Origin of the sequence: Streptomyces sp. A5-4, from assembly GCF_051131715.1 — a bacterium.
In the GTDB taxonomy this organism is placed as follows: domain Bacteria; phylum Actinomycetota; class Actinomycetes; order Streptomycetales; family Streptomycetaceae; genus Streptomyces.
Genome location: NZ_CP178591.1, coordinates 3,534,276 through 3,559,266, shown reverse-complemented (window position 1 = coordinate 3,559,266; position 24,991 = coordinate 3,534,276). Strand labels below are relative to the sequence as shown.

25 protein-coding genes are annotated in these 24,991 nt (G+C 67.7%); 11 read left to right on the top strand and 14 right to left on the bottom strand.

Features of this window, described 5'->3' with window-relative positions; translation table 11 throughout:
* Nucleotides 1-75 precede the first annotated feature (75 nt).
* On the bottom strand, nt 76-384 hold the full coding sequence (locus ACLLJJ_RS16310) for a hypothetical protein (RefSeq protein WP_283522860.1): 309 nt from the start codon (nt 382-384) through the stop codon (nt 76-78).
* A gap of 867 nt (nt 385-1,251) precedes the next feature.
* Between ACLLJJ_RS16310 and ACLLJJ_RS16305 the strand changes: the two genes are divergently transcribed.
* The gene (locus ACLLJJ_RS16305; protein WP_434591647.1) at nt 1,252-1,596 is read left to right on the top strand and encodes a VOC family protein; all 345 of its coding nucleotides are present in this window, start codon (nt 1,252-1,254) and stop codon (nt 1,594-1,596) included.
* Between the two features lie 81 nt (nt 1,597-1,677).
* On the opposite strand, the gene ACLLJJ_RS16300 is transcribed toward ACLLJJ_RS16305, so the two are convergent.
* Nucleotides 1,678-1,881: a hypothetical protein gene (locus tag ACLLJJ_RS16300; RefSeq protein WP_185299136.1), complete on the bottom strand. Its 204-nt coding sequence runs from the start codon at nt 1,879-1,881 to the stop codon at nt 1,678-1,680.
* Between the two features lie 512 nt (nt 1,882-2,393).
* Here ACLLJJ_RS16300 and ACLLJJ_RS16295 point away from each other — a divergent pair.
* Nucleotides 2,394-2,666 carry a winged helix-turn-helix domain-containing protein gene (locus ACLLJJ_RS16295; RefSeq protein WP_258049941.1) on the top strand — a complete coding sequence of 91 codons (273 nt, stop codon included), beginning with the start codon at nt 2,394-2,396 and terminating at the stop codon, nt 2,664-2,666.
* Between the two features lie 25 nt (nt 2,667-2,691).
* Here ACLLJJ_RS16295 and ACLLJJ_RS16290 read toward each other — a convergent pair whose 3' ends face one another.
* The gene (locus tag ACLLJJ_RS16290) at nt 2,692-3,345 is read right to left on the bottom strand and encodes a hypothetical protein (RefSeq protein ID WP_185299137.1); all 654 of its coding nucleotides are present in this window, start codon (nt 3,343-3,345) and stop codon (nt 2,692-2,694) included.
* A gap of 242 nt (nt 3,346-3,587) precedes the next feature.
* Here ACLLJJ_RS16290 and ACLLJJ_RS16285 point away from each other — a divergent pair, with 242 nt between their 5' ends.
* Complete coding sequence (locus ACLLJJ_RS16285; RefSeq protein ID WP_185299138.1) at nt 3,588-3,992, top strand: hypothetical protein; 405 nt, start codon at nt 3,588-3,590, stop codon at nt 3,990-3,992.
* 3 nt (nt 3,993-3,995) lie between these two features.
* On the opposite strand, the gene ACLLJJ_RS16280 is transcribed toward ACLLJJ_RS16285, so the two are convergent.
* Complete coding sequence (locus tag ACLLJJ_RS16280) at nt 3,996-4,568, bottom strand: hypothetical protein (protein WP_185299139.1); 573 nt, start codon at nt 4,566-4,568, stop codon at nt 3,996-3,998.
* Nucleotides 4,569-4,627: 59 nt separating this feature from the next.
* Nucleotides 4,628-5,176, bottom strand: coding sequence for a hypothetical protein (locus ACLLJJ_RS16275; RefSeq protein ID WP_258049942.1), 549 nt, complete (start codon nt 5,174-5,176; stop codon nt 4,628-4,630).
* 141 nt (nt 5,177-5,317) lie between these two features.
* Between ACLLJJ_RS16275 and ACLLJJ_RS16270 the strand changes: the two genes are divergently transcribed.
* Nucleotides 5,318-6,658: a tetratricopeptide repeat protein gene (locus ACLLJJ_RS16270; RefSeq protein WP_185299140.1), complete on the top strand. Its 1,341-nt coding sequence runs from the start codon at nt 5,318-5,320 to the stop codon at nt 6,656-6,658.
* A 1,001-nt stretch (nt 6,659-7,659) separates the two neighbouring features.
* On the opposite strand, the gene ACLLJJ_RS16265 is transcribed toward ACLLJJ_RS16270, so the two are convergent.
* The 4 genes from ACLLJJ_RS16265 to ACLLJJ_RS16250 all read right to left on the bottom strand — a co-directional run bounded on the left by ACLLJJ_RS16265 (nt 7,660) and on the right by ACLLJJ_RS16250 (nt 12,308).
* On the bottom strand, nt 7,660-8,820 hold the full coding sequence (locus tag ACLLJJ_RS16265) for an IS4 family transposase (RefSeq protein ID WP_185297178.1): 1,161 nt from the start codon (nt 8,818-8,820) through the stop codon (nt 7,660-7,662).
* Nucleotides 8,821-8,938: 118 nt separating this feature from the next.
* Nucleotides 8,939-9,436: a hypothetical protein gene (locus ACLLJJ_RS16260; protein WP_185299141.1), complete on the bottom strand. Its 498-nt coding sequence runs from the start codon at nt 9,434-9,436 to the stop codon at nt 8,939-8,941.
* Between the two features lie 2 nt (nt 9,437-9,438).
* Complete coding sequence (locus ACLLJJ_RS16255; RefSeq protein WP_185299142.1) at nt 9,439-9,675, bottom strand: hypothetical protein; 237 nt, start codon at nt 9,673-9,675, stop codon at nt 9,439-9,441.
* Nucleotides 9,676-10,541: 866 nt separating this feature from the next.
* Nucleotides 10,542-12,308: a recombinase family protein gene (locus ACLLJJ_RS16250; protein ID WP_258050262.1), complete on the bottom strand. Its 1,767-nt coding sequence runs from the start codon at nt 12,306-12,308 to the stop codon at nt 10,542-10,544.
* Between the two features lie 365 nt (nt 12,309-12,673).
* Between ACLLJJ_RS16250 and ACLLJJ_RS16245 the strand changes: the two genes are divergently transcribed.
* The 3 genes from ACLLJJ_RS16245 (at nt 12,674) to ACLLJJ_RS16235 (ending at nt 16,117) form a co-directional block, all read left to right on the top strand.
* Nucleotides 12,674-13,900 (top strand): 4-hydroxybenzoate 3-monooxygenase, encoded by a 1,227-nt coding sequence (locus tag ACLLJJ_RS16245; protein ID WP_434591640.1) that lies wholly within the window; start codon nt 12,674-12,676, stop codon nt 13,898-13,900.
* Nucleotides 13,901-14,078: 178 nt separating this feature from the next.
* A complete protein-coding gene (locus tag ACLLJJ_RS16240) occupies nt 14,079-15,104 on the top strand; it encodes an NlpC/P60 family protein (protein ID WP_434591637.1) in 1,026 nt (341 codons plus the stop codon).
* Between the two features lie 284 nt (nt 15,105-15,388).
* Nucleotides 15,389-16,117: a phosphatase PAP2 family protein gene (locus tag ACLLJJ_RS16235; protein WP_434591635.1), complete on the top strand. Its 729-nt coding sequence runs from the start codon at nt 15,389-15,391 to the stop codon at nt 16,115-16,117.
* 42 nt (nt 16,118-16,159) lie between these two features.
* Here the strand turns inward: ACLLJJ_RS16235 and ACLLJJ_RS16230 are convergent, their stop codons facing one another.
* Nucleotides 16,160-17,746, bottom strand: coding sequence for an FAD-binding oxidoreductase (locus tag ACLLJJ_RS16230; RefSeq protein WP_434591633.1), 1,587 nt, complete (start codon nt 17,744-17,746; stop codon nt 16,160-16,162).
* Between the two features lie 827 nt (nt 17,747-18,573).
* On the opposite strand from ACLLJJ_RS16230, the gene ACLLJJ_RS16225 reads away from it, so the two are divergent.
* Together ACLLJJ_RS16225 and ACLLJJ_RS16220 are read left to right on the top strand one after the other, a co-directional pair.
* Complete coding sequence (locus tag ACLLJJ_RS16225; RefSeq protein ID WP_434591630.1) at nt 18,574-19,404, top strand: hypothetical protein; 831 nt, start codon at nt 18,574-18,576, stop codon at nt 19,402-19,404.
* Between the two features lie 93 nt (nt 19,405-19,497).
* Nucleotides 19,498-19,764 carry a hypothetical protein gene (locus tag ACLLJJ_RS16220; RefSeq protein WP_434600690.1) on the top strand — a complete coding sequence of 89 codons (267 nt, stop codon included), beginning with the start codon at nt 19,498-19,500 and terminating at the stop codon, nt 19,762-19,764.
* 37 nt (nt 19,765-19,801) lie between these two features.
* Here ACLLJJ_RS16220 and ACLLJJ_RS16215 read toward each other — a convergent pair whose 3' ends face one another.
* Entirely contained in the window at nt 19,802-20,227 is a 426-nt protein-coding gene (locus ACLLJJ_RS16215; RefSeq protein ID WP_434591627.1) for a metal-sensitive transcriptional regulator, read from the bottom strand.
* Nucleotides 20,228-20,422: 195 nt separating this feature from the next.
* Between ACLLJJ_RS16215 and ACLLJJ_RS16210 the strand changes: the two genes are divergently transcribed.
* On the top strand, nt 20,423-21,043 hold the full coding sequence (locus ACLLJJ_RS16210; RefSeq protein ID WP_283522732.1) for a DUF47 domain-containing protein: 621 nt from the start codon (nt 20,423-20,425) through the stop codon (nt 21,041-21,043).
* A 6-nt stretch (nt 21,044-21,049) separates the two neighbouring features.
* Nucleotides 21,050-22,048: an inorganic phosphate transporter gene (locus ACLLJJ_RS16205; protein ID WP_434591624.1), complete on the top strand. Its 999-nt coding sequence runs from the start codon at nt 21,050-21,052 to the stop codon at nt 22,046-22,048.
* A gap of 71 nt (nt 22,049-22,119) precedes the next feature.
* Here ACLLJJ_RS16205 and pstB read toward each other — a convergent pair whose 3' ends face one another.
* Genes pstB through pstC form a run of 3 tightly spaced genes read right to left on the bottom strand, consistent with a single transcriptional unit; the run spans nt 22,120 to nt 24,889 of the window.
* Nucleotides 22,120-22,896, bottom strand: a complete 777-nt coding sequence (gene pstB / locus ACLLJJ_RS16200) for a phosphate ABC transporter ATP-binding protein PstB (protein ID WP_434600436.1) — start codon at nt 22,894-22,896, stop codon at nt 22,120-22,122.
* A 29-nt stretch (nt 22,897-22,925) separates the two neighbouring features.
* A complete protein-coding gene (pstA, locus tag ACLLJJ_RS16195; protein ID WP_434591622.1) occupies nt 22,926-23,999 on the bottom strand; it encodes a phosphate ABC transporter permease PstA in 1,074 nt (357 codons plus the stop codon).
* Nucleotides 23,996-24,889, bottom strand: a complete 894-nt coding sequence (pstC, locus tag ACLLJJ_RS16190) for a phosphate ABC transporter permease subunit PstC (RefSeq protein ID WP_283522738.1) — start codon at nt 24,887-24,889, stop codon at nt 23,996-23,998. Before pstC ends, pstA begins: the two co-directional genes overlap by 4 nt.
* Nucleotides 24,890-24,991: the final 102 nt, after the last annotated feature.

Sequence of the window (24,991 nt, the reverse complement as noted above, 5' to 3'; positions counted from 1 at the left end):
CCGGTGGGCACGACGGGTAGGTGGGGTAGAGAGCGGGATGGCGGCCGGGCGGGCCCGGAAATGACTGAAGGTGGGCTAAACAGCCATCCCGTACACGATGGTGAAGAGCGTGCCGAGTGAGCCGATGATGAAGACGCCGGTGAGCCCGGCGACGATCAGGCCCTTGCCCTGCTCCGCGCTGAACGTGTCCCTCAGCGCCGTCGCGCCGATCCGCTGCTTTGCCGCACCCCAGATCGCGATGCCGAGGCACAGCAGGATGGCGATGGCCATCACGACCTCGATCATGATGCGGGCTTCGTTCCCCAGGGTCCCGAACGGACCCCAGTTGGGGGCGATTCCGCCAATGATGGTGGTGATGTCGCCCTTTTCGGCTGCCAGGTTCATGTAAGTCACCGCCCCTGTCGGGTAGTTCGCTGCCCCTGCCGCACGGCACGGGTCGAGGTCTATCTTCGCTGATGAAACCGGGCTGGTATGTCGACTTGGCGGCCCTCTTTACCCGACCTCCGCACGTATTGCCGGTCCTACCGCGCTGACCTGCGGTGGCGACCGGTTGTGGGCGGAAACCCGTATGGTCACTCTGTGTATCACGAGGGGTGACTCCGGGCAATGATTGGCGTTATGCACCTTTGGCCGGACAGTCGGTGCGGGTTCGCCGCGGCGGCCTTCCAGGGTCCTTTCGGGGGGCCGCTGGGGGAGGGTGCGGACCGAGTCCCGGCCGCTATCGCCCTGACAGGACACGCACCCTGACGGTGTCTCAGAGGACGTTCGCTCCCGATTTGTTCCGTCCAATTTCGGCCGTATTTTTACGATTTTCCGTGGTCTGCGCGGGTGAAATATGGGGCTGCTGACCTGTCGCCGAGCGACTGTATCGGACGAATCGGCGCATCTTCGAACGGGACGAGAGCTTCCCAGCCATAGCTGGGCATACTGACCGGTGAACAGGTCGCCACCACCAGCCCATAGTTGGTCTAACTTGCGCAATAGGGATAGTCCAGGCGGTGCGCATATCGGATTTTTTGCTACAGAACGGGAGCGAACGTCCTCTCAGTCGCCGTTTTGTCGGTGGCTGCCCGTAAATTACTGATGGTGCGGTATGCGCGCGGTGAGTGGTTCCGTTACGGATCGAGGTATCGGGTGGCGGTACGGGACGGGAGGCGGGCCCGTGGGGACGGGGACGGCGTCCAGGTGCGGCGGCCCGCAGCGCGTCGAGCCCATTCCCCGGCCGCCTCGCCCTCACCCATACTGGCCCGCATGCCCTTGGCCCTGCACCACATTGTCGTCGACACCCACGACCTGCCACGGCTCGCCCGGTTCTGGGCGGAGGCGCTCCGCTGGCGCGTGCTCTCCGAGCGCGAGCGCGAGGTCGTCATCGGGCCGGACGAGTCCGCGCCCGTCGGGATGTGCTTCATGCCGGTGACGGACCCCAAGGCCGTCAAGAACCGCCTCCACCTCGACCTGACCACCACCGCCGAGGACCGTGACGCCGAGATCGACCGCCTCCTCACGCTCGGTGCGCGGCGAGTGGACGTCGGGCAGACCGGCGAGGAGTCGTGGACGGTGCTGGCGGACCCCAACACTCCTGACTACCAGTTCTGAGGATACGCGCACGTCAGCGCCAACGACAGAGCCCCGCACGGCACTTGGCCGAACGGGGCGTTTTGCTGTCTGTGCGCTTGCCTACCGGGCGGGTAGCTCGTCCTCGGGGGTCGGTCCCGCGCCGAGCGTCACGGCGTGCGTCGGGCAGGCGTACAGGGTGGTTCCGGGGCCGCTGGTGCTCTGTATCCATCGGACCGGGATCGGTGCGCGCGTGATGGTCTTGCACTCGACACAGAGCGCGACGAATCCCGCGAGGACGACCGGGAACAGTTCTTCGGCGGTCATGCGGACACCCCCGCAGCAGCGAACGCGGACCGGGGGAACGGGGCACCCTCGTATGTGTATGGGTAGTCCACGCCTTCCGTAGCAAGTACAGCAGCGCGCCGACGTTCCCGGATCACGTGCAGCTCTAGCGTCCGCTCCGCTTCCCGCACCAGTAGCCACGGCCCTATGCGGTGGTGCCATGGGGACGGAATGGAGCGAGCGAGGACGTGCGCGGGAATCGGGGTCGTGGGGGCGCAGATCACGAGGGGCAGGGGTGCGGGGGCAGGGGCGGGGACTGCCGCGTGTCGTCCACGGGCGGGCAGCAGTATCCGCAGCACCCAAAGCAGTGCATGGGCGATAGAATCGCGCATGTCGTTTCAGCTCCCTAAAGCTGTTTCGGCGGAGCCCCGGCGGACCGATACCAGCGGTCTTCCGGGGCGCTTTCGTATGCGGAGAATCACGCTAAGCCAACTCGTCTAACTCGTCTACCTGTCTAACTCGCCTATCTTTGGCCCGTTGTCTACGCTCTCCCCATGCCTGAGCACTCGCCCGACCCGTACGCGCCGCACGCTCCGTATATGCGGGTGCTGGACGCGCTCACGGCAGATATCAAGGCGGGCAGGCTCGGGCCGGGCGACCGCATCCCTTCCGAAGCTGATCTGTGCGAGCGGCACAAGGTAGCTCGGGAGACTGCCCGCCGAGCCGTGAGGATTCTCCGGGAACGCGGAGTCATCCGGACCGAATGGGGGCGGGGGTCGTTCGTCGCCGAGCGTGCCACCGAGGACGAGCGCCAGGGCGACGCGTAGGGCCCTTCCGGGGGCTCGCTGTCTCTCATGACGCTTGCACCAGGTCGGGGGGAAGGTCTGCGGGGTCCACTACGGTCACGCCCCGGAGCTTGCGATACAGCCGTTGCGCGAGCATCCCGGGGCAGCGTGGCTTGGTGAAGCTGGAATACGCGTCGCTGTCGGACGGAATCCAGGTCCGCAGATCATCGGCGACGCGGTAGAGAGTTCCGGATACTCCACTCAGCACCGACTTACGGGCGAGCAGCACCACAGCGGTTCTGTCGTCCCGTAGGAACGGGCACGCCAGGAACGCCAACGGGAGGCACGTCAGGCATACAGGGGGCGCGTCGGTCGTGATCCGGTTGAGCGGTGTCGGTTCCTCCCCCGGCCGCTCCCACTCCACGAACAGCGCGCCCGTGTCGGTCTCGGCCGGTTTCGCGCATACCTGGCACAGCAGCCCTTCCATGCACTCGCGCTGTCGCAGCGGGTCCATGGAAGCCCACATGACGCGCCCGCGCTCGCTCTCGGGCGGACGGGTCATGCGGGCCCACAGATTGCCGTGCGCGTCCCGGTCGTCCGGGCGAGGGTGTGTATACGCGATGTGGGGAACGCCGTTGCGCGGTACCTCCAAGCACATGTCGGACTCACGGGGGCCAAGCTCGTTGCTGTAGGCGGCGACGTAGGGAACGAGAGCGGGCACGGCTGAACTCTCTGCGTGAGGGCGGAAAGGGACGCCCCGCCCATGTGCCACCAGGGCAGTACACGAGCGGGGCGGCGGAACCTTGCACAGTGCGCACCGTGGGTTGGTCCCTCATCCGTTGCTGAACACGCCCAGCGGCCCCGCAACGGGTCTTGCAACCCGCTTGCGCCGCTCGTCCCCCGTGAGGGGGCGGTGCGGTCGGAACGGGCGTCTGTGGGGCTGGTGAGGGCTAGGCTCCGGTCATGCCCGAGCCTTTCGTGAACGGCGACGTACACCACCGCGCGTGCGGCATCTGTCCGTCCCGCGTCCACGCTGTTGGAGAGTTCGACGTGTTCGAGCGCCCGACTGCGGAATGCCCGTTCAACAAGGCTGACGGGCACCGGTACTTGAGCGACGGGACACCGGTCTGTGTCCACCCCGAAAAGGTCGGGCTGCCCGCGAGGCGCTACAAGAGCGAGAACGCCCCGCTGACTGTCGAGCTGCAACTACCGCCCGACCCTTCCGCGGTGGTGCCGTACTTGCATGACGTGCTGTACGGCGCGGCCCCGGTCCTGCTGGACGACCTGATCTCTCAGGCACAGCAGCAGATCCGGCAGCACTTCCCGGAGTTGGACCCGCTCGCGGTCATGCGGCAGGCACTCAGCTAGCCGCTACGCGGGGACGGGCTCGAACGTGATGCTGTGCGCGAGGCCCATCCGGCGGAAGCCCGCCGCCTCGTACTTCGCCCGCAGGATGCCGAGCCGGCGAGCAACCTCGGCGTGCGTGATCCAGTACCGGGCGGGCGGCTCGCCCCACGCGGCGCGGTACGCCTGGTGGGTGTAGTCGTCCCGCGTCCAGTCGGTGTGTTCCTGGTCGGTCTGGTGGATGATCTGCGCGCCGACCCTGGCCGTGATCCGGGCGAGGATCTGCGGCTGAGCGATCATCGCGTGTGTCATCTCGTCCACGGGCACGGCGACGGGGATTTCCGCCGCGCGCTCGTCGCCGGTCGCCTCGAACACTGCGGCCTTGAGGCAGAGCGCCCGCAGACCCTCGGTGAACAGCGGGGCCGCGTCGTCGGCCTGGTCGTACTCACTGATGACCGGACCGCCGGAAAAGCACGTCCAGTCTTCGTCATAGCGCAGGCTCGCGGCCCTGAACGCGGCGAACTCCGGATCGGCCGCAACGGCCGTCAGGATTTCGCGTGCGCGCTCTGCGGTGCGCTCGGCATGGGGAAGGGTGTTCACGACTGTTCTCCTTCGGTCATGGTGCGCGGTTGGACTCGGTGTCGAGCGGCCCGCCCTGATCACAGAAAGGGAATGAGCCAACCCGACGTGCGACGGGCCTTCCTGTGGCTCGTGTGACCAGGGCGGGGGTTTGTGGACTGTCCGTCATCGGCGGGCAGTGTCGGGCTGGACTCAGGCGGGGGCACAGCCACGGGCCACACGGTCAAGGTGAAGCGGCACCCCCTGTCAGGAATGACCACAGACAGGGGTGCGCCGTCCTTGAGCTGGTCCCGCGCGGCCTGGTGCTCCTCGGGGTCCTCGGCCCAGAAGCGCAGTTCCGTGGGGCAGTCGGGCACGGGCACGGTGTCCACCCGCATCCACGGCATGACCCACGCGGAGCGCCCGGGGTCGGGGTCGAGCCGGTCCGCGATGCGCTCGGCCTCGCCCTGTAACCACCGCAGCGCGAATTTCGGCGAGATCGTTCGGAAGGTGCCGAGCACGTACGCGACCGTTTCGCGCGTCCCGTACACCTCGCCTTCCGCGAGCACTTCGCACCAGTAGGCCCGAACCGGTATCCCCGTGGCGGACCGCTCGGGGTTCCCCGTTGCCGTTCGTGCGTGCGTCTCCATGTTCGGGCCCTCCTCGCGGTGTCATCCCTTGCGGTGGTGCTTGCTCGCACTAGGCAACCGTCTGACCACACACAGCGGTACCGTTGGGAAGAGGGCAGGAGTTAAGAGCGTTAAGCGGTGAGAGCACGGGAGTTGGGGCCAGTGACGACACGACAGCCGAACACCGGACTTGAGCGGCTGTACCGCGAGAGCGGGTGGACCCTGCGGCAGTTCGCCCAAGAGGTCAACCGCATCGGAACCGAACGCGGAACCCCGCTGAAGTACCAACAGCCCTCAGTTCACCAGTGGTTGAGCGGACACCTGCCGAAGGAGTCTGTCCGGCCGCTGATTCTGGAAGCGCTAGCCCGGAGACTGCTCCGCCCCATCACTCACGCCGAAGTGGGATTCCCCGCGCCCCCGAAAACGTCGAACAGCCACCCGACTACCGTGGAAGGGCTGATCGACCTCGGGAGGCAAGACATGGACCCATCACGCCGAAGCGTTCTGAGTGCAGGGCTGTTCTCTGTCGCGCTGACCGTTCCCGGATGGCCGGATGTAGTGGGCCGCATGGAAGCGGTTCAGGCTGGAAAGGTCCAGCGGATAGGAATGGCCGAAGTGAATATGGTCATCTCCATGACAGAGCGCGTATCTGACTTGGATGACCAATTCGGGGGGAGGCACGCTCGGCCGATGGCAGCCGCATTCCTCGTGAATACGGTGGCCCCGTACCTTCGAGCTGACGCTAAAGACGATGCACGCAAGGCCATGATGTCGGCTGCTTCCGATCTGTGTTACCTCACCGGATATATGGCGGTTGATGAGGGAATTCATGGCCTGGCGCAGCAGTACTACTTGAAAGCGCTGGAACTGGCAGGGTCCTCGGAAGATCACCTCACCTACTGCACGACGTTGCGGGGCATGAGCGTCCAAGCCGTTGACCTACGGCACGGAAAGGCAGCCATGCGTCTTGCGGACGCCGCTGCCTCCGCCTCTCCGCAGGCAGGGCCCCGCATGCGGGCATTCTTGGCCGGTCAGCAAGCGCACGCAGCTGCGCAACTTGGCGAGCGAACGAAAGCGCTCATGTACCTTCGTGAGGCAGAGGTAGCGATGGAGAAAGCCGAGTCTCAGTCATCGACTTTTGGTTCATACAATCCCTCATCGCTTACTTATCATGCAGGTCAGGTTCGCTACGAACTGGGAGACGTTCGCGGATCAGTCAAAGAACTTGAGGAGTCCGATAAGCTGCGACACGGCTCCTTCAAAAGGAACCGAATTCGCTATCTCTCAATGCTTGCTGAACGTCAACTTGAGATCGGTCACCTTGAAAGTGCGTGCGCCACATGGAGCAAAGTCGTGGAAATCTATCCGCACGTACAATCGGGGCAATGCGATCAGAGCATTTCCGCAATGCAGGCTCGGATTCGCCCATATCTGAACAATCAAGACGCACGGTCCCTCTATGAGCGTGCACGTCTTGTTGCCCCTGTGTCGGTAACTGTTTGAGCCGGAATAGGAAAAGCCCCCGCACGCGTCGCCCTGGTGTGGGTGACGAGCACGGGGGCTCTCTATCACTTCGGGTCAGTCCCAAACGTCAGCGTCGGGCTCGGGGCAAGGCAGTAATACGCATTCTCACGCCCACCGAAACGGCCTAATGAGCCACGCGAGTCTTTTGCCTCCCTGCCGCTCTGGAACGTGAGGGATCGGGAGTACCCCCCTGGCTCAGAACGGCGGACGCTCGGACGCCTCACGCCGTGAACGTGCTTCGGCAGCGAATCCGCCCGGCTGATTGCGTGCTGTCTCGCGGTTATGGCAAGCCGAACACAAAGGCCGAAGGTGCTTCGCAGCATCCGGATTCTTCTCGCCTCGCGCGATCAACTCACGCCGACTTAAAGGGAAATGGTCCGCCACATTCGCGGACTGGCCACACAGTACGCACCATGGGTTCGCGTACAGGTAAGCCTTGCGGATGCGCTGCCACTGCGTGGTGTATACAGCGCCACCGCGTGAGGCACGGTCCTTATTCGCCTGCCGCTGGTGTGCCTTGCAGCGGCCCCCTGCCGTCAGCTCGGGACACCCGGGTATCGGGCAGGGGGTGCGGGGCTTACGCGGCATGGGGGGTATCCGGCGGGATAACCGGGGGGTCGATTACGGACCCGTCCTGAAGGCGGGGTGTGATATCCAGGAACGTGAGCCGGCGAGGGTCGCCCGGGTCGCGCATGTACTGAATCCCGCGTGGCATGGCGGTCCCGCCTTCGGGGTTTCCGCTCGGCGAATCGGACCACACGGGGCGGCCCTCAATGGCCATGAGTTAGATCGGGTCGGGTGTCAGTGTGTGGAGCACGATGGTGCGGGTGACGCGGCGGGTTCCGGGGTCGGTTGAGCTGCGGGTTTGGTAGCTGAGATGGGGGCGTTTCGTGGTGCGGGGCGTGGTGCGGGTGGGGCGGTCTCGGATGTGCATGCCGGGGAGGTCGGCTATGAGGAAGTGCAGGGCCTTCGCGAGCTGGTCAGGGGGAAAAAGCCGTCCTGAGGGAGCTTTTGACGGCGTCCAGGACGGGCGGAAAGCTGATGCGGGCGGGGTCGATGCCCGCGATCACGGCGGCCCTGGCGATCAGGGTGCGCAGGGCCTGGTAGACGCAGAGTAGCGCCCACAGTTCTTGTCGTACTCCCTCGGGTTTGCCCGAGCGCAGGATGCCGCCACTTTGCCGCAGGTCGACCTTGAGCAGTTTGAAGAGCACTTCCACCGACCAGCGTTCGGCGTAGTTGCGGGCCAGCTCCAAAGCGGGCGCGTGCTCAGGGTCCAGCAGGGTGGTGATGAGGCAGAAGACCTCGCTGATTCCGCCGTCGTCGGCGACGGAGTACTCGATGACTCGTACCGTGACCCGCTGCGACTTCCGCTCGCCGCGCAGTTCGGACAGGTACGTGCCGTCGGCCAGCCGTTTCTTGACGGGCAGGGTGAAGGAAGCCGAGACGCGCCACAGCAGTTGTGCGCCCGTCGCGGCGGCAGCCCGGTACAGGCCGAACGAGGGGAAGCCGCGGTCGGCCAGCAGCAGCATGCCGGGCGCCAACCGGTCCAACAGGCGGGTGAACAGGGTGCGTTCACCGACCGCGATGGAGTCGAAGGCCGCCCCGGTCAGGGCCAGCGTGCCGCACTCGGCCAGCGCCACCAGGCGGACCTGCGGCCGGCTTCCACCGGCCGGAACCGCGAACGCCGCCTCGTTCCGCTTCCCCGAGGGCACATCGAAGACCGTGCCGTCCACCGCCATCAACCGCAGCCCCCGCCAGAACGCCTCCGGGGTGCGCTCATCGGCCACCGGGGCTGCGACCTCGTCGAACAGGTTCCGCAACGGCGCCTCACCCAACCGGTAACGGGCCAGCGAGATCGCCCCGTCACTGGGCACCCGGTATTCGCCCCAGCCGCCCCGCGACCACCGCAGCCCCTCCAGCAGGCCCCGCAGGGTGCGCACGTACCCCTTGCCCGGCTCCAACCACAACGCCAGCGACAAATACATCATCAACTTCGCCGGCAACGACCGCGTTCGCTCCTCACGCGCCCCCGCCTCATCGATCGCCGCCCGCACGGCCTCCTCCGGGAACACCGCCGCCAGCAACCCGATCGACACGTCATCCGTCAGCCGCCCCGCGGCCACACCCTCAATCCGCTCCACCCCAAGATCATCGCACCCCGGGCAGCTAACTCAGGACCATTGGGGCGGCCCTCGGCATCGCGCGGAAAGTACGGGTAATCCCCATTCGGTCCGGGGTCGAGTGCGTCAGTCGCCATGGTCAGTTCGTTCCCGAAATGTAGGTGTCGCGCTTGTCTGTCAGTTCCTGGTCGAACTCGGCACCGAGTTCGGCAGCCTTTCGGTCTGCGTGCGACACCATGTCTTCCAGCAACATCGCGTCATACCAGCGCTGTTCGGGAACGGTCTGCACCTCACCCAATGCTGTCTGCGCACGCTGCGCCTCAGTCAGTACGTGCCCGCGCTTGTGGCGGGCTGCCCGGTATTCGACGTATGCCGCGAACCAGGGCTCTGCGGAAAGGGCAGCGAGGAAGGTTTCCCGCGCGGTGTCACCGGAGTTGGTTGCATCGTCGGCGCGCTCGCGCCACGTCTCAACAACCTCACGGTTGTACTCTGCGGCGCGTTCCGCACGCCGTGCCGATTCCGCTTCCTGCGCTGCCCGCAACTGTGCTTCAGCGTCCGCAAGTGGGGCGGAAGCCTTCTCTGCCTGTGCCCGCAGCTTCGCGACTCGCTCGGCTGCCTTCTGAATGTCGGTCGTCATAATCAGTTGTTCCCCTTCGTCACGTCGCGGCCGTGCTCGGTTGCAATCTTCTTGTCGTTCTCGTAGTAGCCAAGGCTCATCCGTACGGAAGTTCCCATCGTCTCGAATACCTCGGGGTTAGAGTCGCGCAGTTCGGCGAGCGCTTCCATGCGCTCATCGCGCTTGAATGCATCGGTGCGAATCTTGCTCTTATCCCGCTTTCCGTCCAGGAATTCGACCTGTCCGAGAAATTCACTCATGGTTGCTTCCTTACTGTATGTTCGGGCATGAAAAAGCCCCTGCGTATGGAACGGCAGGGGTTCGTGGTTGGAACTCTGAATTACGCTGGAACTCTTTCCGGCGCGCCGATTAGCGCCCGCGCAGCCATCTGCGTGGCCTGGTACACGTCCGTGCGGCAATCCGCCGAGCAGTAGAGCGGGCGACGCCCCCGCCCGACGTAGTGCAGTTTGTTCGAGCAGTTCGGGTGCGCGCAGCCGGAACCCGTGTCCTCGGCGCGCTGCCGTGCGTCGGCCACGAGAGCAAGAGTTGTGCGCGCGGCGGCCTGGTCGCCGTTCAGTGCGTCCCGTGCGGCGCTTTCAGCGCGTCGCAGCAGCGCGCAGACCTCTATGTGTCGTGTGGTGTCCATCGTTCCTCACTGAGGCAGGGAGAGCGCCGTACAGGCACTCTCAGGGGTTGGGGGAGCGGAGACCGCCCCCCGTGTCGGCGGTCCGCGAACATGGGCCGCTTCCTGGTTCCCCGGTAGTAGGGACCGAGGAGTTCCCGCAAATTTATTCAAGGCGGGCGAATCGGACACCAAGTGTGATGCACGCAACATTTCAATGCCTTCGAATCGTTGAAACAGCACAAACAGCAGTGGCTAGCGGCGGAGGGGTGTTGCGATGACGAGATGACCCCGCTTCTCTCTTCTCTCTAGGTTTTTCTTGGCTATCCCAAAAACTGTCGAAGTTCGACACCCTCAACACCTTTTCGCCTCTCGCTGTCCAGCGGCCCCGCCAAAGGCGAGCCAGCAAGAGAAACCACGTGCGCCCGTTGGCGGGCACGTCAGAGCCCCGGCAGACCCGAGGACCGTCCGGGGCTCTGGAGGGGCGTAGGAGGCGTTCTGGGGCTATGCGGCCACCAGTTCGCGAGCGGGCTCGGCCCCGGTGGCGGGCTCGACCAGACGCACGCTCGCGCCCGGGGTCGGGGAGTCTCCGCGCACTTCGGACGCAAGCTCGGTGACCTCTCCCGCGAGTGCTTCCGCTGCGGGGTCCAGCTCACCGGACATGGTGAAGTCCACGCGCCGTACGTCGAGCTTGCGCCAACCGCCACGGACACCGCGCCGCACGTCGAGCCGAATACCTGCTTCGTTCAGCATCGCGCGCCGTCCCGCCGTGTCCTTCTCCGCCCACTCGTCCGCGAACGTCCGTCCCGTATTCGTGACGATGCGCTGCGGCTCGACCTTTTCGGCTGCCTCCAGCGTGGCTATGCGGTTGTCGAGCGCGTCCGCACGCTTCTGCCACTCGGCCGCAGCGTGCTTGGACTTCTGGCGTCCCTCTTGCTCCTGGTGCTCCGCGAACTCCGCGATCGTGGCGAGTAGTTCGGGTTCGGGGTCGTACCCGGGAATCTCGACTACGTGTGTCGTCTGGACCGGACCGACCACCCGCAGGAACTCGGCTTCAACGTACTCATCCACCCACGATGCCCGGATGTTCGCGGGCAGCGCGCACAGGTCGCCCCGCGCGTGGCTGTTGCACTTGTAGAACGGGTTCACGCTCGCGCCGTTCTTCGTGGGCTTGGACATGTACATACGGCCCCCGCACGAGTCGCAGTGGATCACGCGCAACAGCAGCGCGTCCGTGTCCTTGCGCTCCCCGTTCTCGATGCTGCGGGAGTCGAGCAACGCGCCGATGCGGTCGAACTCGGTACGCGTCATGATCGGCGTTTCCGTGCTCATGATCGGGTCGCCCTCGGCATCGCGCACGGGCTTGCCCTTGTGCATCTTCCAGCCGAGCAACGTCGGGTTGCGGAGCATCCGAGAGATAACGGCGGGGGTCCACTTAAACACGTCACGCACAACGTGCGACCCCTTGGCCCCGCCGGTCTTCCCGCCCTTGTCGCGCTCCATCTTCACGGCCCAGTGATCACGCGGACTCGCCTTACCGTCCACGTTGAGACCGGCAGCCACCGCCGATACGGTCGCCCCCTCCAACAGCTCTCGGGCGATTCGTTCAATGACCTTCACTGCGTCCGGGTCGGGGACGAGCGTCCAGCCGATACCGCCGTGTTCCTTGGGCATGGGGGCGGGCATGTAGCCGTACGGCGGGCGACCACCACCACGCCACCGAAGCACCATCTTTCGGATGGCAGCCATAGCGCCGGTAACGCGGTCACTGATGCTCTGCGATTCGACCTGTGCCGCAAAGGCAAAAAAGGTCATCATCAGTTCAGAGACAGGGTCCATGGGGTTGCGGAAGTCAAAGACCAACTTGCCCCCGCCGATGCCCTCGGCAAAGACCAACATCTTTCGGTGCTGCTTCGCCCACTTCGCAAGGTCGTGCATGTCGCTCATGGACCGGATAGCACGGTCAAAGCGCCACCAGACAAGCGCGTCGTACTCGTCCGGGCGGGCAAGCCACGAGCCGAGCGCCGGACGGTCGAACGGGGCAACCTTGGACGCGCTCACGTCCAGGTCTACGGCCTCGCGGAGCGCGTCACCGGACCCAAAGTCGATGTTGAGTTCTGCGGCTATCGCGTCGTCGGCCTCGCGCTGCCGCTCGGGGCTGGTGGTCTCGTCGGTGAGCACGGAGAGGCGTACGCACCGCACACCCCGGAGGGTCCGCGTTTCGGAGACCGTGCCCGCGAGAGAGCTCCGGGGGTCGTGCCTTGGTTCCATATTCTTTGTGGGGAGCGGAGGTTGCTTCATCCCCCCTTTAGGGGCCGAGACATTCCCGCTACCAGGCTTGACCAGGGGCGATGCCACCATGCCGACACTCCAGAACCTCTAGTTCTGAGTGTTGGGAGATCCGGAGGGCAACGAATTCTGCGTCGTACGCCCGAAGACGACGCTCGTCGGCTGAGCCGCGGGGTTTCCACGGCCGCGCGGCTCGGGCTGGTCCTGCGCGGGGGCCGGTGCGCCCGACGCGTTCCGGGCCGCCCGAACGGCACGCGGCGCAGTGTCCGCGTCCCGCCCGTCCTGCTGGTCCTCGGCGCGCTCGGGCGGGTTGACCGGCCCTGCCGGGCCACCGACATACTGTTCGAATGCCCGCCCCCGCCGCCTCCCCTTCCTCCGCCGCGCCGTTACCCCGCACCCGCGTGGTCGTCATCGGCGCAGGTCCCGCAGGGCTCACCGTCGCCAACATCCTGCGCGCCGCCTCCGTCGACTGTGTCGTCCTGGAGGCGCAGAGCCGGGAGTTCATCGAACAGCGGCCCCGCGCCGGCTTCATCGAGGAGTGGGCGGTACGCGCCCTGGCCGCACGTGGGCTCGCGGACCGGCTGCTGGCGAACGCGCCGACCCACACCGAGTGCGAGTTCCGCTTCGAGGGCGAGCGTCACAGATTCCCGTACGCCGAACTGTCCGGCCGACGCCACTTCGTCTACCCGCAGCCGCTGTTGGTGACGGACCTGGTGGCCAAGTACGCCGACGAGGCGGCCGGGGACATCCGCTTCGGCGTACGCGACGTGCGGCTGCACCATGTGGACACCGAGCACCCCGCCGTCTCCTACACGGACCCGGCGACGCGGGAGCGTCGACGTATCGAATGCGAGGTGATCGCGGGCTGCGACGGTGCGCGTGGCGTCACGCGCGCGTGCTTGCCGCCCGAGCGCACCACCGTCGCCCGGCACGACTTCGGCATCGGCTGGCTCGCGCTCCTCGCCGAGGCGCCGCCGTCCTCCGACTGCGTCGTCTTCGGCATCCACCCGCGTGGCTTCGCCGCCCACATGGCGCGCACGCCTCAGGTCACCCGCTACTACCTGGAGTGCCCGCCCGGCGACTCCCCGGACAACTGGCCGCACGACCGGGTCTGGTCCGAGCTCCGCGCACGCCTGAGGGTCGACGGCGGGCAGCCGCTCGCCGAGGGCCGGCTGATCGAGAAGCGCGTGCTGGACATGCACAACCACGTGGTGGCGCCGATGGCCTACGGGCGCCTGTACTTGGCCGGTGACGCCGCCCACCTCGCGGCCCCGATCGCGGCCAAGGGCATGAACCTCGCGCTGCACGACGCCCTGTTGCTCGGCGACGCGCTGGTCGCCTACTGCGGCAAGGGCGACGGCGACGGCCTGAGCGGGTACTCGGAGGCGTGCCTGCGGCGGGTGTGGCAGTACGAGGAGTTCTCGCAGTGGCTGTCGGAGTTGCTGCACGGCGCGTCGTCGGGCGATCCGTTCCGGGCGGGCACCGCCGGTGCGCGGTTGCGGCGCCTCCTCGGGTCACCGGCCGCGGCGTCGGCGTTCGCCGAGATGTACATCGGCAAGGACGTTGACCACTGAGGCGGGTCGATCGGCGGCGGCAGGGGTGGCTTGGGTCTTTCGCGGGCCGTGGTGCGCGGCTGCGCCGGCATTCGCTTGCTCCGGGTTCCGCGCGGAGTGGTCCGAACTGATGGAAGAGACAGCGGGCGCGCGGGTCAAAACAGCAGTGAACCCGGCTTCGATGGGGGAGGGTTGAGGGGTGCGCAAAGTCTGGTTGGCCTCCGGTATAGGGATCGGGCTCTGCCTGAGCTTCGTCGCGCTGCTCGTCGTCGGGACCTTCTCCGCGGCCGCGGGGCTGGCCAGTGGTGCGGGCGGCGGCAGGGCCGTCGGGCTGGCCAAGGGCGCCGTGCCCGCGCTCTATCAGCCGATCGTGCAGAAGTGGGGCAATCTGTGCCCCGCGATCAACCCGGCGCTGCTCGCCGCGCAGCTGTACCAGGAGAGTGGTTGGGACCCGACGGCGAAGAGCCCGGCCGACGCGCGTGGCATCGCGCAGTTCATCCCCGGTACGTGGGCGGCCCACGGCGTCGACGGGGACAAGGACGGCGACCGGGACATCTGGGACCCCGCCGACGCGATCCCGTCCGCGGCGACGTACGACTGTGAATTGGCTGGATACGTCAAGAAGGTGCCCGGCGATCAGACCAAGAACATGCTCGCCGCGTACAACGCCGGGTCGTACGCCGTCATCAAGTACGGAGGCGTTCCGCCGTACCGTGAGACCCAGAACTACGTGAAGATCATCACGACTCTGGAGCAGAGCTTCGCCAAGCCCGTCGGCCGGGTGCAGCCGTCGCGGCAGGCCGCCGGGGCCATCTACTTCGCGCAGAAGAAGCTCGGCACGAAGTACCTGTGGGGCGGAAACGGAACCCCTGATCAGGGCGGTCGCTTCGACTGCTCCGGGCTGACCCAAGCGGCGTACCGGACCGTGGAGATCGAGCTGCCGCGCGTCGCCAACGACCAGTACAACGCCGGGCCGCATCCCTCGCGCGAGGAGCTGCTGCCCGGGGACCTCGTCTTCTTCTCGGACGACCTCACCAACTCGCGCACGATCCGGCACGTCGGGCTGTACGTCGGCGGTGGGTACATGATCAACGCGCCGTACACCGGCGCGGTGATCCGCTTCGACAAGATCGACACCCCGGACTACTTCGGCGCCACGCGGGTCACCGAGGATGGCGCGAAAGCACTGCCGAAGCGGCGGGCGGGCGAGCCGGGTGGAGCGTGAAATCAGGCGTAACGTGGCTGGAACTCTCCGTTAAGAGCAGGCCCTGAGCTGCGGCTATGTGTCTCTCTTCGATAACGTGATGGTGATCTTTCCGTGGAGAGTGGAACGGCCGGAGGCAGTGGCGCGTTTCCTTGGAGTGGGACAGCCGTCGTGAAGTCTTCGGGCCGTGCGCTGTTCCGACACGCTGACCACGGCATCGGTTGTGACGGACCAACGGGGGTTCGCAGGAGCGGCACGCACCCCGTGTGTCGCGGAGCAGGTAACAAGGCAAGGGGCCGCGGCAGATGGCTGGACTCGCACTGGACAGGGCGAACCCCGATGTCAGTCTGCTCTACGACATCAACGGGCTCGCCACGGACGCACCGGGCTGGCTCGACCGGGTCATGGAGTTCGTCGGTGAGTACGGGATCATGCTCGGGCTCGTCGTCGTGGCCCTCTGGGCGTGGTGGAGCGTGCGCAGGCGCGAGGACGCGGTCGTGTCCGTGGCCGGGCTCGTCTGGGCGCCGCTGGCGGCCGGTCTCGCGCTGCTGATCAACATCCCGATCCGCGGGTTCGTGGAGCGGCCCAGACCCTTCCTGGACCACAAGGGCCTTGAGGTCCTGGTGGCCGGCAAGACGGACTACTCGTTCGTCAGCGACCACGCGACGATGGCCATGGCCATCGGGGTCGGGGTCTTTGTCGCCAACCGGAAGTTCGGGCTGGCCGCGATCGGCTTCGCCGTGGCCGAAGGCTTCTGCCGGGTCTACATGGGCGTCCACTACCCGACCGACGTGATCGGCGGATTCGCCCTCGGGACGGCGGTGGCGCTGCTGCTGGCGCCGCTCGCGATGATGCTGCTGACGCCTCTCGTGACGGCGATCTCCCGTTCGGAGAAGGCCGGTTGGCTCGTACGGTCCAAGGAGTCGGTGGCGGCTGCGGCGGCCTCCGCGCAGGCCGCCGCAGCCGGTGCCGCCCCTGCTGTCCCCGGGCCGCGGGCCGAGGACAGCGCGCGCAGCAACGATCTCGCCGCGTGAGGTGACACGGGTTGACGGGCGCCCGGCGGGGCGTGCCCGCCCCTACAGCGCCTGCGGGAAGTCGAAGAGCCTGTCCGGGTCGTAGCGCTTCTTCAGCTGGGTGAGGCGGTCCGCCGCAGCGCCGTAGTAGGCCTTGCGCCAGTCGGTCAGGGTCGCGTCCGTGTAGTTCTGGTAGGCGGCCCCCGAGGCGTGGCGGCGCATCGCCCCGTGCGCGGTTTTCAGCCAGGCCTGCTGCGCCGTGCCGGATGTGCCCGCGCGCCAGGAGCCGATGTACTGGGCCAGCATCCGGGAGCGGCGGTGCACAAAAGCCGTCGCGAGCGGGTCGACCCGGTTGACCGCCCCGCCGAGCGCGGTCAGCGCGACGCTGCCGCCGCCACCGCCCTGCGCCGCGGTGACGCGCGTGAAGGCCTCCGTCTGGGAGAGCAGCGCGCGGATCCCGGCGGGCGAGAGCGAGCGGTCGAAGAAGTCCGAGCGGGCGGCGTACGTCTCCCGCCCCAGCGCGCCCGTGCCGGTGCGGCCGGGTGTGTTGCCGGGGAGGTGGCACTGGGCGTCGCTCAGGCCCGAGCAGCCCGCGTAGATGAGCATCGCCTCCTGGTACGTGCGTCGCCGCAGCGAGACGGAGCGGGCCGGGGCGCCGACCTTGTCGGCGAGGCGGTCCACGGCGTTCTGGAGATCACCGTACGTCCCCAGTGAGAAGGCCGAGACGGACACGGTGGGCGTCCCGCCGCCCGCGCCGGCGGCGAGATGCGCCGACGACCAGATCTCGTCGGGCTGGCCCGGGCCCCATTCCTGCCAGGCCGCGAGGACGGCCTGGGCCTTCGACCAGGGCCAGGACAGGTACGCCGTGACCGCGGCCGGGGCGGGGTGGGTGCGGAAGGTGAGGCTGGTGACGACGCCGAAGTTGCCGTTGCCGGCACCGCGCAGGGCCCAGAAGAGGTCGGCGTTCTCGGTGGCCGTGCAGTTCAGGCGCTTGCCCGCGGCGGTGATCAGCGTCGCGGAGGTGAGGCTGTCGCAGGTCAGGCCGTATGCGCGGGAGACGACGCCGTGGCCGCCGCCGAGGGTGAGACCGGAGATGCCGACGGTGGGGCAGGAGCCGGCGGGGATGGTGCGGCGGTGGCGGGCGAGGCCCTGGTAGACGTCTATGAGCTTGGCGCCGGCGCCTATCGTGCCGTCCGCCTTGACCTGGGCGAGCTTCGATACGTCGATGACCAGGCGGCCGTTGCCGCTGGACCAGCCCGCGTAGGAGTGGCCGCCGTTACGGATGGCCACGGGGGTGCGGTGCGCTCGGGCGAAGGCGAGGCACTCCTGAATGTCGGTCTCGTTCGACACATAGGCGACGGCGGCGGGCTTCAGCGTGTCGAAGCGGGTGTTGTAGAGCTGCCGGGCCGTCTTGTACGTGGCGTCGGTGGGGCGGACGAGTGTGCCGTCGAGGCCTCGGGTCAGAGCGGTCCAGTTGGCTGCGGCGGCGGGGGCGCGACTGGGTCGGGCGGTGGTCGCGTTGGCCGCGGTCGCTGTGGTGGGGGTGCTGGTGCTGCTGCTGGGACTGCTGCGTTCCTTGCTGCCTGTGCAGGCGGTGGCTGCGGTTGCGGCGAGGGCGGTTGCCGCGGTGAGAAGTGTGCGCCGGTGCATGTGGCCTCCTGGGGGACGAGACGACACTGCGGGGCGGTGGGTTCCGGTGCGGTGGGTCTTTTCCCCGCCGCCGTCCCCGCCCCCGCCGCCGTCCCCGCCCTTTTCCGGAACCTGGGGGCCGCCCCTCGCGGCGGGGCGTTTGCCGCCGGGTGGCCGGATGTGTGCGCGGGGGAGGGGCGGGTGCCCCGGCTGGGGCTCCGGAGGCGTACGCCCTGGCGCGGTAGGGGGTGCTTGGCGCCGGAGGCGGGGGTGGGAGCCGTGGGGTCGGGGCGCCTCGCGCCGGGTCCCGGGAGCCATGTCTCGTGGGGTGGGGGCGTCGCGCCGGGGTCAGAAGGCTGCCGCGTGCGACTCCGCGTCCTTGCGGGCCAGGTCCCGGGAACGACGTGCCGGGCCGCGCCAGCCGCAGGTGCAGTGCGCGACGCAGAAGGAACCGCGGTCAGTGGTGTCGGTTCGGTGGGGGTGGGCTTCCGGTGGGGCTTGTTGGAGCACTCGTTCACCGTACTGGGGTGACGGTGCCCGCGAACAGCCAATGGGGGGTCGGTTGTCGTCGGCCGACGGTTCTCGGCCGCTGGTCGCCGAAGCCCGGAGGATCGGGGCCAAGGGGGCGAGGCCCGCGTGCAGAGGGAGCTCGGGCGGTCGGGGGTCGGAGGCCGCCGCAGCGCGCCGAAGCCCAGGAGGCCCCCGGGGCCGAGGGGCGCGAGGGGTGTGTCAAGAAGGGGAGCGGCGCCGACACGCGGTGCGCGTCGGGTACGCGTGACCGGGGGGCCGCCGTGGTCGTTAGGCGGGGCGGACACAGTGCGCGGTACGGCGTGGGGGGATGGGCGGCCATGGTGGGGCAGCAGCACAGGCTCAGGGGTGGGGCAGTCGCAGTCACAGCCGTGGCGGGGCTGATGGTGAGCACCGCCGGGTGCTCCGGCGGTGGTGGCGCCGTCGCCGAGGACCGGCAGGGCGGTGATCCCGTCGATGTCGTGCACCGCGCCGCCGAGGTGCTGGCCGGGGCCGGGAGCTCCAGGACCCGTACGTCCATGGAGATGGCCGCGGGCGGGACCCGGGTCACCATCCGGGGCGAGGGGGCGTACAACTTCCGCAAGCGGATGGGGCAGCTGAAGGTCCGGCTGCCGAAGGACTCCGCGGGCGTCGACGAGCACCGGCCCATCACCGAGCTGCTCTCGCCCGGCGCGCTGTACATGAAGAACCGCGGCGCCGGCGTCCCCGTCGACAAGTGGGTGCGGATCGACGCGGCGGCCCTCGACGACGGGAACCTCGTCACTGGCGGGGCGACCGATCCGCTCGTCGCCGCCGAACTGCTGCGCGGGGCAAGGACGGTGACGTACGAGGGCCGGACGGAACTGGACGGCCGGCGCGCGCGCCACTATCGCGGTGTCGCCGACATCGGGCGGGCCGCGGCGGCCGCTTCGCCGCAGGTGCGTGGGGCGCTCGCGGCGGCGGCGAAAGGATTCGCCAAGGATGCCGTCCCCTTCGACGCGTACCTCGACGACCAGGGGCGGCTGCTCAAGGTCCGGCACCGCTTCAGCTACGTCAACTCTGGCCGCGCGGTCGCGGTCGCCTCTACGACGGTGCTGTACGCGTTCGGGACGCCGATCCAGGTACGGCTCCCCGAGGAGGGGGACATTTTCGCCGGGAAGATTCGGTCATAGCCCTTGCGCCCCGGCCGAAATGGTCCGTCCGTGCCATGCGCATCAAGTGTCGCGCTGCCTACCCTGGGAAGCCGACGACGGCAGGAAGAGGTGATGCACGTGGCCCCGATGCGCAGCATGGCCGTCCAGGACCACATCGCCCTCGCCGAGATCGAGCTGTGTGGTGAGTTGATGATCGCGGCGTCGGCCGCGGACGGAGAGCGGCTCAGCCCGGACCGTATCGACGAGGTGCTGGAAGTCGCAGCGGCCGGGGGAGCGGGAGCCGGGGCAGCGGGAGTGAGAGGGCCGGCGGTCGCGGGACCAGGAGTGGCCGGAGCGTCGGGCGGGAGCGTGGGAGTCCCCGGGCCGCCGCGCGGCTGACCGGGGCGGGGCGCGGGGGTTTCGCGCCCCCCGGGGATCACGTCCGCAGCAGGCGGGCGATGGCCTTCGTCGCCTCTTCGATCTTCTCGTCGATCTCCTTGCCGCCCTTGAGCGCGGCGTCCGCGACGCAGTGCCGCAGGTGCTCCTCCAGCAGTTGCAGCGCGAAGGACTGGAGCGCCTTCGTGCTCGCGGAGACCTGGGTGAGTATGTCGATGCAGTAGACGTCCTCGTCCACCAGCCGCTGCAGCCCGCGGACCTGGCCCTCGATCCGGCGCAGCCGCTTGAGGTGCTCGTCCTTCTGCTTGTGGTATCCGTGCACCCCGCGGTCGTGATCGGTGACCACTTCCGGAGCCGATGCGGCAGATGCGGCAGATGTGAAGGAAGCGGCTGATTCAGGGCTTTCGGAGGGCGCTTTGGCCGTCCCCGCGCCAGTCGTCGTGCCGGCCGCCTCGGTGGTCGTCATCGCGTCCTCCCGTTGTCCTGAAAGGGGTTTTATACCCCTGATGGGTATATGGTAACGAACTTTGCGGGTAGGGGCCCGGGGCCCTGTGCTGATCACTGTGCCTGATGCGCGACACTGAAGAACGCCGGTTAGCCGTGGCCGGATGATGCGCCTAGCATCACCCTGACCGATCCCAATGCACCCCGAGGACCCCACGTGCGCTTTCGTCTGACCCCCAGGGAGACGAGCTTCTACGACATGTTCTCCGCATCTGCGGACAACATCGTCACGGGCTCCAAGCTCCTGATGGAACTGCTCGGAGCGGATTCCTCCGCCCGGGTCGAGATCTCGGAGCGGATGCGGGCAGCGGAGCACGCGGGGGACGATGCCACCCACGCGATCTTCCACCAGCTGAACTCCTCGTTCATCACTCCGTTCGACCGCGAGGACATCTACAACCTCGCCTCGTCGCTCGACGACTGTATGGACTACATGGAGGAGGCCGTCGACCTGGTCGTTCTCTACCAGATCGAGGAGCTCCCGAAGGGCGTGGAGCAGCAGATCGAGGTGCTGGTCCGGGCGGCCGAGCTGACCGCCGAGGCCATGCCGCACCTGCGGACCATGACCAACCTCACCGAGTACTGGATCGAGGTCAACCGCCTGGAGAACCAGGCCGACCAGGTCCACCGCAAGCTGCTCGCGCAGCTGTTCAACGGCAAGTACGAAGCCATGGACGTACTGAAGCTGAAGCAGATCGTGGATGTGCTGGAAGAGGCGGCCGACGCTTTCGAGCACGTCGCCAACACGGTCGAGACCATCGCCGTCAAGGAGTCCTGACCCCCGGTGGACACGTTTGCGCTCATCGTGACCATCGGGGTCGCGCTCGGATTCACCTACACCAACGGCTTTCACGACTCCGCGAACGCCATCGCGACTTCTGTCTCCACCCGGGCGCTGACTCCGCGCGCGGCCCTTGCCATGGCCGCCGTGATGAACCTCGCCGGTGCCTTCCTCGGCAGCGGCGTCGCCAAGACCGTCAGCGAAGGTCTGATCGACACCCCGCACGGCTCCAAGGGGATGGGGATCCTGTTCGCGGCGCTGGTCGGCGCGATCGTGTGGAACCTGGTGACCTGGTATTACGGGCTGCCGTCCTCGTCCTCCCATGCCCTGTTCGGCGGCATGGTGGGTGCGGCACTCGCGGGTGGCACCCAGGTCATCTGGGACGGCGTCCTGGAGAAGGTCGTCATCCCGATGTTCCTCTCACCGTTCGTCGGGCTGATCCTCGGCTATCTGGTGATGGTCGCGATCCTGTGGATGTTCCGCAGGTCCAACCCGCACAAGGCCAAGCGCGGCTTCCGTATCGCGCAGACCGTCTCGGCCGCCGCGATGGCGCTCGGTCACGGTTTGCAGGACGCGCAGAAGACCATGGGCATCGTGGTGATGGCCCTGGTCATCGCCGATGTCGAGGGCCAGGGCGACGACATCCCGGTCTGGGTCAAGATCGCGTGTGCGCTGACGCTGTCGCTCGGTACGTACGCGGGCGGCTGGCGCATCATGCGCACGCTGGGCCGCCGGATCATCGAGCTGGACCCGCCGCAGGGTTTCGCGGCGGAGACCACGGCGGCGTCCGTGATGTACACGGCGTCGTTCATGTTCCACGCGCCGATCTCCACCACGCATGTCATCACCTCCGCGATCATGGGCGTGGGCTCCACCAAGGGCTCACGCGCGGTGCGCTGGGGTGTCGCCAAGAACATCGTCCTCGGCTGGTTCATCACCATGCCGGCCGCGGGACTCGTGGCGGCGCTGAGCTACTGGCTCGTCCTGCTGGTCTTCGGATAGCCGACCCCGGGCCCTTTGCCTTGCGGAGGCACCGCCATGCAGCACCGCAGGCAAGTGCGGGGTGGGCCGGTCTAGCCGAAGCGGCCCGAGATGTAGTCCTCGGTGGCCTGCACGGACGGGTTGGAGAAGATCCGCTCCGTGTCGTCTATCTCGACGAGCTTGCCGGGCTGGCCGACCGCCGAGAGGTTGAAGAAGGCCGTACGGTCCGAGACGCGCGCCGCCTGCTGCATGTTGTGCGTCACGATGACGATCGTGAAGCGCTCCTTCAGCTCGCCGATCAGGTCCTCGATCGCGAGGGTCGAGATCGGGTCCAGCGCCGAGCACGGCTCGTCCATCAGCAGGACCTGCGGCTCGACCGCGATGGCGCGGGCGATGCACAGGCGCTGCTGCTGGCCGCCGGAGAGGCCGGAGCCGGGCTTGTTCAGGCGGTCCTTGACCTCGTTCCAGAGGTTGGCGCCCTTGAGGGACTTCTCGACGACGTCGGCCAGGGCGTTCTTCCGGTACGAGCCGTTGAGGCGCAGGCCGGCCGCGACATTGTCGAAGATCGACATCGTTGGGAACGGGTTGGGGCGCTGGAAGACCATGCCGACCGTACGGCGCACGGCGACCGGGTCGACGTCCTTGCCGTACAGGTCCTCGTCGTCCAGGAGGACCTTGCCCTCGACCCGGCCGCCCGGGGTGACCTCGTGCATGCGGTTGAGGGTGCGCAGGTAGGTGGACTTGCCGCAGCCCGAGGGGCCGATGAAGGCGGTCACCGAGCGGGGCTCGACGGTCATGGAGATGTCGTCGATCGCCTTGTGGGCGCCGTAGTAGGCGCTGAGGCCGCTGATGTCGATTCGCTTTGCCATCGTGGTCACTTCGCTTTCGGTTGGTCGCGTCAGCGACCGGACTTGGGAGCCTTCCAGCGGGCGATGCCGCGAGCCACCAGATTGAGGATCATGACGAAGGCGATCAGGACCAGGGCGGCGGCCCAGGCGCGGTCGTACGACGCCTCGCTGCCGACCCGGTACTGCTCCCAGATGTAGAAGGGGAGCGAGGACTGGGCGCCGTCGAAGGGGTTCGGGTTGATCAGCTGGCTGCCGAAGACCAGCAGCATGATCGGCGCGGTCTCACCGGCGATACGGGCGATGGCGAGCATCACACCGGTGGTGATTCCGCCGACCGCGGTCGGCAGGACGACCTTCAGGATCGTGCGCCACTTCGGTACGCCCAGGGCGAGGGAGGCCTCGCGCAGCTCGTTCGGTACGAGCTTGAGCATCTCCTCGGTGGAGCGGACCACGACCGGGACCATCAGGATCGTCAGGGCCAGGGCTCCCATCAGGCCCGACGGCTTGAGCTCGGCCATCAGCATGATCGACAGGATGAACAGGCCCGCCACGATGGACGGGATGCCGGTCATGACGTCCACGAAGAACGTCACCGCCTTGGCCAGCTTGCCCTTCCCGTACTCCACCAGGTAGATCGCGGTGAGCAGGCCGAGCGGGGCGGCGATGACGGTGGCCAGGCCGACCTGCTCCAGCGTGCCGATCAGCGCGTGATAGACACCGCCGCCGGTCTCGAAGCCGGGAACACCGGCCATCGAGTGGCTGAGGAAGTACCCGTCCATGACCTTCATGCCGCGGCTGGCCGTGACCCAGATCAGGGAGAACAGCGGGATGATCGCGAGGAGGAAGCAGACCCATACGACGCTGGTGGCGACCCGGTCCCTGGCCTGGCGCCGGCCCTCGACCGCCGAGGAGATCGAGTACGTGAGCACGACGAAGAACAGGGCCGAGACCATGCCCCACTGGACGCGGCTCTGCCAGCCCGCGACGTAACCCAGGCCGCAGCCCAGGACGACGGCGGCGGCGGCGAAGGCGGTGGGTGCCCAGCGGGGGAGGCCCTTGCGGGACAGGCTGACCGTCCGCACGTGGGGCGTGGGGCGCTTGTCCTGGATGGTTGCGTTGCTCATGCGTTGGCCCCCGAGTACTCCTTGCGGCGGGCGATGATCAGGCGGGCCGCGCCGTTGACCAGCAGGGTGAGGAGGAAGAGCACCAGGCCCGACGCGATCAGGGCGTCACGCCCGTACTCGTTGGCCTCGTCGAACTTCGCGGCGATGTTCTGCGCGAACGTGCCGCCGCCCGGATCCAGCAGATGGCCGGAGATCAGGAAGCTCGGGGACAGGACCGTGGCCACGGCCATCGTCTCGCCCAGTGCGCGGCCCAGGCCCAGCATCGAGGCGCTGATCACGCCCGAGCGGCCGAAGGGCAGCACCGAGATGCGGATGACTTCCCAGCGGGTCGCACCGAGCGCGAGCGCGGCCTCCTCGTTCATCTTCGGAACCTGCAGGAAGACTTCGCGGCTCACGCTGGTGACGATCGGCAGAATCATGATCGCGAGCAGGATGCCGACGGTGAAGAGGTTGCGGGCCGCGCCCAGCTCCGTCTTCTCGAAGAGGTACGTCCAGCCCAGGTACTCGTCCAGCCAGGAGTTCAGGCCGCCGAGGTAGGGGACGAGGAAGAGGGCGCCCCAGATGCCGTAGATGATGCTCGGCACGGCGGCCAGCAGGTCCACGACGTACGCGAGGGGCGAGGCGAGCTTGCGCGGCGCGTAGTGCGAGATGAACAGGGCGATGCCGACAGCGATCGGAACCGCGATGACCATCGCGATGATCGAGCTGACGACGGTGCCGTAGAGCAGGACCGCGATGCCGAAGACCGGCGGGTCGCCGGCCGGGTTCCAGTCGAAGGTGGTGAGGAAGTTGCCCTCGTCCTTCGAGATGGCGAGTACGGCGCGGTAGGTCAGGAAGGCGGCGATCGACGCCATGACCACCAGGAGCAGGATGCCCGAGCCGCGGGACATGGCCAGGAAGACCTTGTCGCCCGCGCGGCCCGTGGACGTACCGCTCGCTTCTATGACTGGTGGAGGCTGTGGCGCCTGCGGGGTGGCCGTGGGTGTGAATGC